The organism is Acinetobacter sp. YZS-X1-1 (assembly GCF_000804305.1).
GTDB classification, from domain to species: domain Bacteria; phylum Pseudomonadota; class Gammaproteobacteria; order Pseudomonadales; family Moraxellaceae; genus Acinetobacter; species Acinetobacter variabilis.
In genome coordinates, this window is record NZ_JWHB01000029.1 from 1 (window position 1) to 11,004 (window position 11,004).

8 protein-coding genes and 1 pseudogene are annotated in these 11,004 nt (G+C 35.4%); 2 read left to right on the forward strand and 7 right to left on the reverse strand.

Translation table 11 applies throughout. The annotated features are described in order from the left end of the window. Positions 1–280: 280 nt before the first annotated feature. The 7 genes and pseudogenes from RJ01_RS13100 to RJ01_RS13130 all read right to left on the reverse strand — a co-directional run bounded on the left by RJ01_RS13100 (position 281) and on the right by RJ01_RS13130 (position 8,690). Positions 281–1,570: a type II toxin-antitoxin system HipA family toxin gene (locus RJ01_RS13100; protein ID WP_034171415.1), complete on the reverse strand. Its 1,290-nt coding sequence runs from the start codon at positions 1,568–1,570 to the stop codon at positions 281–283. After that, positions 1,567–1,875, reverse strand: a complete 309-nt coding sequence (locus tag RJ01_RS13105; RefSeq protein ID WP_171248481.1) for a helix-turn-helix transcriptional regulator — start codon at positions 1,873–1,875, stop codon at positions 1,567–1,569. The genes RJ01_RS13100 and RJ01_RS13105 overlap by 4 nt, the downstream gene beginning before the upstream one ends. A 178-nt stretch (positions 1,876–2,053) precedes the next feature. Then, complete coding sequence (locus RJ01_RS13110; protein ID WP_034171417.1) at positions 2,054–2,314, reverse strand: helix-turn-helix domain-containing protein; 261 nt, start codon at positions 2,312–2,314, stop codon at positions 2,054–2,056. A 295-nt stretch (positions 2,315–2,609) separates the two neighbouring features. Next, positions 2,610–2,971 (reverse strand): annotated as a pseudogene (locus RJ01_RS13115) (antitoxin Xre/MbcA/ParS toxin-binding domain-containing protein). Between the two features lie 90 nt (positions 2,972–3,061). After that, positions 3,062–6,019, reverse strand: a complete 2,958-nt coding sequence (locus RJ01_RS13120; RefSeq protein WP_034171418.1) for a site-specific integrase — start codon at positions 6,017–6,019, stop codon at positions 3,062–3,064. Continuing rightward, positions 6,016–8,196 (reverse strand): hypothetical protein, encoded by a 2,181-nt coding sequence (locus RJ01_RS13125; protein WP_034171419.1) that lies wholly within the window; start codon positions 8,194–8,196, stop codon positions 6,016–6,018. The genes RJ01_RS13120 and RJ01_RS13125 overlap by 4 nt, the downstream gene beginning before the upstream one ends. Further along, entirely contained in the window at positions 8,196–8,690 is a 495-nt protein-coding gene (locus tag RJ01_RS13130; protein WP_034171439.1) for a hypothetical protein, read from the reverse strand. The genes RJ01_RS13125 and RJ01_RS13130 overlap by 1 nt, the downstream gene beginning before the upstream one ends. A gap of 311 nt (positions 8,691–9,001) precedes the next feature. Here RJ01_RS13130 and RJ01_RS13135 point away from each other — a divergent pair, with 311 nt between their 5' ends. Both RJ01_RS13135 and dptF read left to right on the forward strand, forming a co-directional pair. Further along, positions 9,002–9,265, forward strand: a complete 264-nt coding sequence (locus RJ01_RS13135; protein ID WP_005094670.1) for a hypothetical protein — start codon at positions 9,002–9,004, stop codon at positions 9,263–9,265. 126 nt (positions 9,266–9,391) lie between these two features. Continuing rightward, positions 9,392–10,993, forward strand: coding sequence for a DNA phosphorothioation-dependent restriction protein DptF (dptF, locus tag RJ01_RS13140; protein ID WP_034171420.1), 1,602 nt, complete (start codon positions 9,392–9,394; stop codon positions 10,991–10,993). Positions 10,994–11,004: the final 11 nt, after the last annotated feature.

The following is an 11,004-nucleotide window of genomic DNA, read 5'->3' on the forward strand; positions in this document are numbered from 1 at the left end:
TAATCTTTCTAGGCTAGGTTTATGCAACAAAACCGATATGGCTATTAAGCCAAAAAATAATGGAGTTATAAAATGTGTCGGTTGATCGGTGAAAAGGTGCTTTATTAGCTGATTAGATCCTATTAGATTAAAGAAATCTAATTAGACATTTACAATCTAATGGAATCTATTGCAAGGAACCAATCGTTGCGGCGTAATTGAGATGACTACCATCAAGATTTTCCCAGTCAAAAACGATAAGCTACCATAGCAGTTATCAGACTTACCGTATTTACGGGTTCTAATCATTTGCAAGTATTTGAAAGTCTGGATGCAATTTTTTCCAATGTTCTCTTAGTTTTTCTTTATGGGCAGAACCCATTGGTAAATCTAGTAATAGCGCTGGCCATACGGACCGTGCTTTGTCCATGATCTCGTGAAGTTGTTTTTCAATTACACGCCATGGAACACCGACTTTTTCTGCCCATTGTTCAAAGTGTTTCATCTCAGCTAAATACCAATCTTTATTTTTGGCAAGATCCAATGCGAAGTGACGCTCATTTTCAATATATACACTTGTCATCAATATATCGTATGCGGGAGATAATCTTGGTGTTCTTTTATCGTGATAAATCATACTCCAGTTCTTTAAGTGTGCATCTTCATTGGCAAGTAAAATATTTATGAGTAAACGGCTGGCAAATTGCTGAATATCAAAAATTTTGTTATCTGAATACTGGTAAATGATCTTGCTTATCTGCTCATAATTTGTGGTGCTGTATTTCTGATGTGGGTATGCATCAAAGATTTGAGCAAAATCTTCAATATGAATAAGCTCTGTAGTGTTAGCAGTACTCTGTCTATCGAATCTCTTAATTGCAAAAGCATATTGCTCTTGGGGTAAATTTAATGGTGGAAGGTCTTGTAAGAGTGCCATATCCACCAACCGAATCTCAGGGACATCTATTCCGACCATTTTGGCAAGGGGCATCATAGAATATTCATTCAGTGGAACAAAAGCATGTCTGGAAGAAGGAGCTTTGATAATCCAGTCCCCGAGTAGAGTCGTTTCTGTTGCCTGTGCTAGTGTAAAACGCCCATCTTTGGCTTTCATGGAAAACTTCATTTGGACGCCGGCCAAGGAAAACTTATTATCTGTTCGAATCTCTTGCTTTAAAATTTGATCTGGATTCGAGATCTGCAGTTTGAATTTTATTTCATCTGGAATTTCTTCTGGATCTAATGGAGTCGCAATGAGTGCTCCAGGTAAATCAAGACCTAAAGCTGCCAATAACTGAAATTCATTGTCTATATGTACTTTGAGGCTTTGTGCAATCAGTTCACGTAATGCACCTTCTGGTAGCAAGTTTGATAGCAAGGGGTGTAAGCGCTGATGTGTAACATAGGTCTTTTCTAAAATTTTATCCGCTTGAGGATACAAGGGGGAAGTCAGCAGGCGCAAGGTCGGACGTTGCTGATCAAAGCGGAAAGAATCTGTAAAAACCAGAATATTTTTTCCACTCTGAAATCCTGCCAAGTATCCAACGATACCGTGATGTAATTTTAATTTCAGGACGGCAACAGTATTCATGGTTCCTCTCCTCCGAGAAGACCCTTCCATGGGTTAGTCATTAAGTCATCCTGATCTTCAATAGTGACTTTAATTTCATCATTCAATAATTGTCTGATCAAATGAACCTTATCATCAGGGATGAGCATCAGTTGAGCATTTAATCCTGGTGCCATAATTTCTAAGGTCTCTAATCGAGGATTGCCCTGACTTTCCAGCTTTTGGTACTGCTGTCTTGACATGCCTGTACGAGATTGCATATCAATTTTTTTTAAGCCCAATTGGGTTCGTCTTTTTTTGACTTGCTGTAGTAAAGACTTATTCAATGTAGACATATTTATTGCTTTTGGGTGATATAAGAAACATATTAGTTTCTTTTTTTTTTGAAAAGCAATTTATGAATTTATCATTTCGATCTGTAAAACAGCCCTACTTGTATGTATGCAGCTGTTATGTCTGTGTTGTTGGATGTAAATACCAAATGATAAGAGCCTCTGAATAATTTCATTCATCATCTTCTGCAAATATTGCTTCAATTTCATCCCAATGTGGCAAGTTAAACTTTTTTTTATTCACTTCGAATTCTAACCCTACGCTATCAAGCACACGTTCAAATATGTCAAATGAACCTGTAAAACGGCCATTCTCTATCTCTGAAATTGTTGTTTTATTGACTTCAGTCTTTTCTGAAAGACTTTTCTGTGTATAGCCTAATTCTTTTCTCGCCAAACGTATTTCTTTACCTATTTCACGTCTTGTAGCCATATCAATTTTTTCTCCCGAAATTTGTTTGCCATATAGCAAACTTTTAGCTAATTATGGTGAATGTTCGCTATATAGCAAACTTTGTATACTGGTTTTTGAATGGTTATTGATCTATAAGATTCGATTTTGCCTCGCATCAGGTTAATAAATCTAATATATAGCAGCAGTTCGTAATCAATTGATGGAATTAGACCAGATATATACATCTTGAGAAGAAGGGGGATTCTTATACCTCACATTTGAATTATTGGAGAGGGCTATCACTTTCAAATTTTTCTGTAATACTTTGCTTATCTTAAAGTTTAGCCCGAAGACCTTCCACCAATTGTAAAACAGAGGCCAATCCTTGAGGGTTCTGAATCTCTTCTATTGGTATGCCACTCATCAATTTATTGGGTGATTTCATAAAATGCTGCATCCAGGCTGTATCCCCACCTGTAAGAGCATCCAGTGATGTGGGAATGCGGATTAAATGACTGCGATTTCTCCCTGTTTTGAAGTGGGATCTAATTCAAGAGAGGTTAAAGTTTTCACCGAATCTATATTCAGTATTAAGGTTAGTTGATCCTGTGCAAGACCAAGGCGCTCAGCAGCAGCTAAAACTGCCTTAGCTAATATCATTTTCTGTTTTGCAGTTTTTTCTGATGTTGTATGCATGACCGATCCCTGTTTCAGACGCTGCTAATTCATAGAGTTTATACTATTTAATCATCGTTGATCAGACATCCAATTTTTACTGTAAACATCTTAAATATGAGAAACAATTATTAGATACATCAGTAGCTTGAATACACCGAGTGCCTTCGCATCTTTACACTTGAAGCAAAACTTAATTCGCTGCTCACCCTCATTTATACTGAAGTTTTCTGCCCGTAATGTTAAATCCTGTAATGTCTTTTTGAGCTCTGTCTTGCTCTGCTGAGAGAGTTCTAAATGAAGATATTTCTTGGGAAATAAACCGCTGATAAAAGAAAGAAGCTTCCTCAGTTGCCGTTTCTCATTCAGTTCAAAAATTAACTGGGCTGAATTGGGCTGGACTTTTTCAAGATAAATTGAGTAGATCGCATTGAGCTGTTTTTTGTATTTACTTTGTACATTTGCATAACGCTCCTGAACATGGTGAATGACATTTTTTTCCTCCTGATTGGTTGGAAACATGGTGACCAATGCATCGGGAGTTCTCCTTAAAAAATCTGTGGTAAATAACCTCGATGATTTTTTTTGGTTTACACAGGAGGTTTTCAAATGCAGAGCTCTGGCACGTAATTTTTGCGCGATTTGCAAAGGAATTGCTTCAGGTAACAGAAGGTCTTGCTCTTTTTCTACTACAAGAATGTGATGCAATAGTTCAAAAGTCATCTCTGAGTCATGAGCTCCTAGCATCAGTGAATCAGGTGATTTCTGTTGCCTTGGTTGATATTGATGATCATGTTCCCTGTAACGGTCTTTAGTAAGTCGGTCAAATAAAAACTGTTTGATCGCCCGTTGCTGTACAGGATATTTAATAGCATCATCATGTTTCAGAATATTGAAATAGGCTTCTTTAGGAAGCGGGCTGTGCATTTGATTCAGCTGGTAGCTAATTGCGAGATGCATTAAATGCAGATAGCTTGAACAAGTGGTTTCAGGTGTCAGGTGCCCGGCAAAATGAGAAAGCGCATACCAAGTTTGCTGAGTATTTTTGTTTCGCAGCAATGCATAACGGATACGTAGTTGCTCATTTGGCGTATAGTCGGTAAATGCATCAGCAAGCGGTGAGTGTTTTAAAACCAGATAGAGATGATTAAATGCAGAATGGCGCAGGTTGTGATAAGTAAAATTGTGCTCGCCGAAAAATGACTGGATCAATTGTTTCAGTAGAGCATTGACTTCATTTTCATGGGTTTCTTCCAGCGACTGTTTTAAAAATAGCGGTTGTGTAACTGATTTTCCTTGTTCTTTTAGCAGACGTTTTCTATTCTGACTATATGTTTTAAATGCGTGTAATTCGTCTGCTTTGAGCAGATGATGTAAGGGAATCTTACGGTAAGCTGAATAGCTTTTTTGATTTTTATTGCGATTGTTGCGAATGGTGAGTATCACTGTCTCTTCATTAATAAATAGATCACGTACGAAGATATTCAATGTTTCATTGATCCGAAGTCCGGCTCTGAACCCCAGAATAAAAATCAGTTTAAACATATTTTTATCCCGAACTGAAATACCTTGAGTATTTTCGAGCTGCTGTAGCATGCCGTGAAAAAGATGGGGCGATATCAGTGCTGTTTTACAAATTTTTACCTGGATTAAATTATCCAGATCGACAGCGGGTGCGTTAAAGAATAAGGTCTGTTTGTGATGAAACTCCTGTAGACGTTTTTGTAAAGTCGCTCGAGTTGTTTCTTTCTTTAATAGAAGCATTTCCCCATAGAGGTCTTTAAAATCAGCATCTGAAAATGACGAAATATCTTTGTCTTGCATTGCCTGCAGCCAATGGACTGCAAACTGTGAAAACATGGTTTTTAGAGAGCTTTGTTTAATTGGCTGAAAATCTGCACGTATAAGCTTGCGCTTAAATCGTTGCTGCTGCTGAATAATATTATTGAGATCGTCCAGTTCTGTCTCCGTTAATTTTGAGCGCAGAATGGTCCACAGCAGCAAACGTTCCAAGGCCGGAGATTGTTCTCCGGAATATAACTTTATGAGTTTATCACTATAGTCTTTTGCACGAATAGCTTGACGTATTTCTACTAAAATATCGACTTCATCTAACGTAATAGTGACCGTAGGCTGGTCTTGAGGTTTTTCACAAATATTCTGAACCGTATGGGTAGGCGTGGGTTCAGGCTGAATAAAATAAGCTGTTAATTGTTTTTCGAGAGGGCTGGAACTGTAAATTTCATTTTTTAAGATGCAGATGGACATTTGATCCAGCCCGCTGTTTTTCAGGAACTGTGTATAGTAAAAACCGTGTTTTAACAGATCTTTACAACGCACTTTTTCCTCAGGAAAACATTCGATAATACAAGCGTTAATCAGATGTTCTGCATCTTCAATATCTGAAAATAAATCAAATTTCTGATATTTTAGTCTGTAGATCCAGCATTTCACAATATCGTGTAGCACAAACATTTTTGTATAGCTAACTGCAAAATCAGGGTCATTTATACGCTGATTACCAAAATACCGGTTCGGGATTTCGAGTGTAACTATATGATTCTTCTTTAAAAAAATTTGAAATTTCTTTGTTTTTAAAATGATTTTTAAAAACTTTTGCAGTTCGGCATGATTATAAATGCCATTAAATAATATTGAACTGATCAAGCAGAAGCCAAGTGATTGGGTTGGACTGAAGTCATTATGTTGTGTCCAGTAAGCAATCATATTTTTGGCAAATTGAGTCACCTTTTTGCCATGTTTTAAGGTTTCAATATTTTGTAGTGGCAGAGACCTTTCGTGCCTCACGGGGGCGGCAGGCACCGGATAGTGGTGATCTGATGAAAGATTAAAGCGCTTGATATATTTAGCAAATTCTATACGTGCTATTTGGTAGCTTCGGATATTTGACTTACAGTGCTCTAAAAGTCGATCGTCAACTTGTCGAAAAATTTCTGGATAGTTTTCGGGTGTCAGTTCTGTGCATTTTTCGCTAAATAATTGCAAAAGAAAAACTTTTTTCTCTCTATGCTTCTTTAATCGTTTTAGCGAGTGTGGATGTCTGCTCATTTAATCATGATCCCGTTGAATGTCGACATACTTTTAAGCGCTAAGATTTCGACCAGCTTGTCTTGTGCTGCTCTGATTTGGTCGTAATCAGTCGCCTGAAAAGCTGAATAGCGGTCAAACAGTCCCTGCATTGCTTCGTCATGACCAAAGATGCCCTTAACTACATCTTCACTGCAGTATTGGGCAAAAAAATAACGAGCAAAGTGGCGGGTCCAATTGCGCTGAAGGGCTATTTCTGTACAGTATTTTTGAATATCAGAAAGTTCTAAATTTCGGATATATCCTTGTGGATCGTAAAATAATAGAAAGGGGCGTTCCCCCTCGAAGACCTCTTGGATTGCTTGTACTTGTTCTTGCGACAGATAGGCTTTAGTGAGGTGCAGAAAATGTTTCAAATACTTTAGGTAATGCTGTATTTCATCACGAAGAAAATTATTAAAAGGTAAATAGCGTCCAATGGTGCCAGAATAACGCTGCACTTTATCTGCAACAGCCATCAATTGGTTGTCAAGGTCAATATAATCTAGATTGGGTGGGAAGGACTCACTCGGCCGTGCTGAAGTTGTCAGCATGCAAATATGCCACAGCCAGATTGAATAATGATTTAAAGTCTGAAAGGGATTGGGATTATTCCGAACTTGGTGGTCAAGCTGGTAAAAAAAAGACTGGACGAATGGGAGATTAGGTGTCTGCTGGCTACCAAAAGAATGCGGATTGCTGAATTCTTCAAGATATTCAGTTTCCAGCTGAGGAACAGTCAAACTTAGAGTTTGAGTATAAATATCAAGAATATCTACGATCTGTGTTGAAAAGTAATGGCATGGAATATAGTGCTGAACACTTTCTCCATTCAGTAATTTGCTTTCCAGCTCATACCCCATTTCATTCAATGCAATATCACTGAGTAAGCGAGGAAGATTTTGTGATGTTAACTGGAAGGTCAGCCCTTTATTAATTTTTCGTAAATACTCCTGTATCTTGAAATCAATCTCAACACCATCCATTCTTTTCAACTGATTTAGGTTTTCCAGATAATATTTAGGCAGAGGAATCGTAAAAGAATTCACGGTATTCAACCTATGTTCCCTTAAAACAAAATCATTGAATTTAGAGACTTCAAAGCTTTGCTTAAAGAAACATTTTTGGGGTTTCAGTGATACCTCTTTGTTTTTTGTACTGACTCGTAAATTTTTTTGAAATACAGGCAGGTCTTTATAATGAGTAAGACTGAGGACTGAAAATAAAAGCAGGGTATGAATTGGAGAGTTCTCTGCCTGTTCTAATAAAATTTGCATAATGTACTGTGCGGTAGGCAAATCGAACACCCGAGGATTCAGCTTGCTCATTAGCTCATTCTTGTTTTGATGCAGAATTTTATTTTTGAGATTATTGATCTGAGCTGTAATAGAACATTGCTCTAATGAGTTAAATTCAAAATTATGATCTTCAACTTTTTCTATAGTTTTATCCTCAGGTGGCTGTTTTGCCACACCTCGCTCAAAATGAGTTTGATATGTTTTTTCTCCATCAAGTGAAATTCTTAATGTCTTTTTAACGTCAGTTTGAGACGATTTTGGGGGAGGTGGATTACTTTGACGATTTCTTTTTTGACGTTCTGATTGAGTATGCGCATAGGTATAAATAACGCGGATTTCTGCCAATTGGCCCATTTCCGTTTTCTTTAAACTCTCTTTGGATTCTTCAAATAATTTTCCATTCTCAGTTTCAGCTTCTTTTAGAAATTTAACAAGATCGTCTAATTCGATCGGAAGAGAAGGTAAAAAATTGTAAAGCCAATGGTATTCCTGCTTTGTACTGGCTAAACGAAAACGTCTACAAAGATTAGCTACAGTAGCTGCATGTTCTTTGCTATCAAGTAATTCAATACATTGGGTATTGAAAATGGCCCATTTCAGTGCATTAGCTTGATATGCTGAAGGGGTGTTAATGACTGCAACAAGATAATGAACCAGAGGGTATTCACTAATTGATTTGTTTGCAAGTTGTTGATTTATAATATTGTTGATTTCAACGACTTCAGTTGGTTGAATGAAATCATTAAGCTTAAAGAAGTCCTGATCATTTTTCAGTTTTGCTTTCGCCAGTGCTTGATAGAAGTCTCGAAATGGCTCAAGCTTTAATTTTTGAGTATCTTCTAAATAACTATATCCGTTCATTATACAATTCCCTTCAGAATCTTTTCTAATGACAGGGGGCCTGCATAATTTGAAACAGAACTTACCGGACTTTTGGATTTAGACAGCCCTGATAGTTCTCGTAGATGATTAACAGTTAAGGCTTCCTGACCGAAAACTTCCTGAAGATGTGCAGCTGAGTATTGTTCATTTAGCCAATGTGCGATGATATCTAAGCCATGAATTGAGTGATGTAATCCGGAACACAGTAAGCCCCTTACTTCGCTTAAAGCCTGGATGATGAATTCGTAGGAATTATTTTTCTCATAAGCTCTGAACTTCAATTCAGTTTTGTTTTTATGGTGAAAATGAGCATAGATCCAGCTGAAATGACTACTAAAAAAATAGTGATCCGGTGTGTTAGTGGTAAGGAGCGGGATGTCGATATTCTGTTTAAAAGTAAAATTCAAATGATAGTTTTGCTGTTTTTCATTAAGCTGAAAAAATAAAGCGATCCAAACTTGGTAGGCGTGCATACAGTTTGGGTAGCATATTAATTGCAGATTTTTTGCAGATACGCGGTAATTTGGTATGCTTTTCTTTTTTACAGACATACAGTGATGCCACCCCATATTTGTGCCAAATGGCTGAAAATAGAACAATAATATTCATATAATTGTCAATAGTAGGGCAATGGCTTGAAGTTCCATATATTGTGCTATTGAATTATAAAATCCCCTATATATAGTATTTTTAATCTTTTTTTAATGGTAATTAAAACCAAACAGGAATCAATTTTTGATAAGTATGTAGACAAATTTAACTTGATTGATATCGGGAGCCGTATATGGAAATTAAACAACTGAAACAGGTAGAAGTCGTTACAGATGTTGTATGTGATGTATGCAACCAATCAACGAAACTGGAGTTTGGCACTTTATCGGCGCATTGGGGCTATGGTTCCAAGCATGACGGGGAAAGATATGAATTGCAGTTATGTGAAAAATGTTTCTTTTATGCCCTGGCGACATTAAAAAAAGAGCGAGCAGATGAGTTTATGTTTGATGAAAATTTTGACCCTTCGACCCTAGATGGGTTTGGGTTGAAATAGATTAGAGTTATGTTGGTATACGTATTTGTATGTTTAAAAAGATTATTAGATATTAGTTAGTGATTTCAGGGTTGGGGCATGGCAGAATAGAATAATTTAAAAATATTTATATAACACAGGTTAAGAATGAATTTTATTGATGCAATAAGTGTGTTGTCTAAATCCTCTTCTTACGCAGTTTCTACTGAAAGTGACCTTGATGCGGCTTTATCTGCAATAAAATCTGATTTATATGTTGTGATGCCAATTGAAGAGCATCTTTTTGAATTATTAGAATCCATTAAAGAAGACTCTAAAAAAGTCATATTCCTTTGTGGTAGTAGTGGCGATGGAAAATCTGAACTTTTATTAAGGGCTCGAGAAAAATTCAATACGCCATATATCAAATTTCATTTAGATGCCACACATAGTTTTGCTCCGCATGATTCTGCAGTCGATACTCTAAATAAATTATTTAATGAATATGAAGTTGGACACCATTCACTAGTAATAGCAATAAATATTGGGATGTTGGGAAACTATGCGGCAGCAGCAGAAAATAAAAATATAGGTTGTGTTCTTAAAAAATATTTAGAAAAAAAACAAGTTTCAGATGGTTATGAATTTTTAAGTTTTGAAGATTATCCAAAATTTGATATTACTAGAGATGATTATCATGCTGAATTCATATCTAAAATTTTTGAAAAAATAACTAATTCAGAATCCCTAATTTATAAAGTTTATAGTGAAAGTAAAGATATCGGACTTAAATCACAGGAAAAAAGAATATTTATTAATTATAACCTTCTTTGTTCTAATGAAATTCAAAAGGTGATAATTGATTTATTGTTAAAAGTAAGATTATATCGGAACCAGTTCATAACTACACGTACATTATTAGATTTGATATATGAACTAGTAATAGGGGAAGGGTATATATTTGATAACATTTTTATTTCAAGAAATAATGAGATTTTAGAAAATTTAAGTGAATTTGACCCAGTTTTTTTAAAAACTAAACTAATTGATCGGTTCTTGATTTCTTATCAATTAAAAGAAACTAGTGAAAAGTTTGAAAAATTTAAGAGAGAAATTTTTGAAAAATTTCATCTTGAACAGTTATATAGTTCTCATTCATATATTAGATTGTTTTATTTTTTGAAATTTTATGAATTAAAATATAATTTCCACAAGGAATTCGAAGATGATTTTTCAGAGAAACTTTTGAATGATTTTTTAAATATTTATCGATATCATAAATTTTTAGAAGTTGATAGTTCTTTAATAAAGAAACTGAGAGACTATTATAATAATGATTTATTAGCATCTTTGAGAAATTATCTTAATAAAAAATCTCCTTATTTGAGTATTGATCAATATTTGATACGCGAATATGGAAGTTATCAGGTTATTGCTAATTTAAAGTTTTCAGCTGATTTGGGTGTATTGAAACAAAATGTAGTCAATGTGAATGGATCCTCATTTTATGTATTTTTAAAAGTAAAAGATTGTGGGAAGGTTGAATTTCCAGTAGATATTAATCTTTTTGAACTATTAATGAAACTTAAATCTGGTTATCGACCCAATAAGAATGATAGAAGTGTTGTAATACTCTTAAATGAGATAGTTAATCGAATTATTACTTTAGGTAATAACTCAAAAGAGTTAACTTTTAAAAATATAGAGAAAGATTCTATTAAAGAAATGACATTTACCTTTGAAGATGATTATATTGAAGTGAGTATGTAAAATGAGTCTAA

What these genes read in the sequence shown, in the direction of transcription:
- RJ01_RS13120 (WP_034171418.1), bottom strand. Translation starts at nt 6,019, where the DNA reads ATGAGCAGACATCCACACTCGCTAAAACGATTAAAGAAGCATAGAGAG.
- RJ01_RS13100 (WP_034171415.1), bottom strand. Translation starts at nt 1,570, where the DNA reads ATGAATACTGTTGCCGTCCTGAAATTAAAATTACATCACGGTATCGTT.
- RJ01_RS13135 (WP_005094670.1), top strand. Translation starts at nt 9,002, where the DNA reads ATGGAAATTAAACAACTGAAACAGGTAGAAGTCGTTACAGATGTTGTA.
- RJ01_RS13110 (WP_034171417.1), bottom strand. Translation starts at nt 2,314, where the DNA reads ATGGCTACAAGACGTGAAATAGGTAAAGAAATACGTTTGGCGAGAAAA.
- RJ01_RS13130 (WP_034171439.1), bottom strand. Translation starts at nt 8,690, where the DNA reads ATGCACGCCTACCAAGTTTGGATCGCTTTATTTTTTCAGCTTAATGAA.
- dptF (WP_034171420.1), top strand. Translation starts at nt 9,392, where the DNA reads ATGAATTTTATTGATGCAATAAGTGTGTTGTCTAAATCCTCTTCTTAC.
- RJ01_RS13125 (WP_034171419.1), bottom strand. Translation starts at nt 8,196, where the DNA reads ATGAACGGATATAGTTATTTAGAAGATACTCAAAAATTAAAGCTTGAG.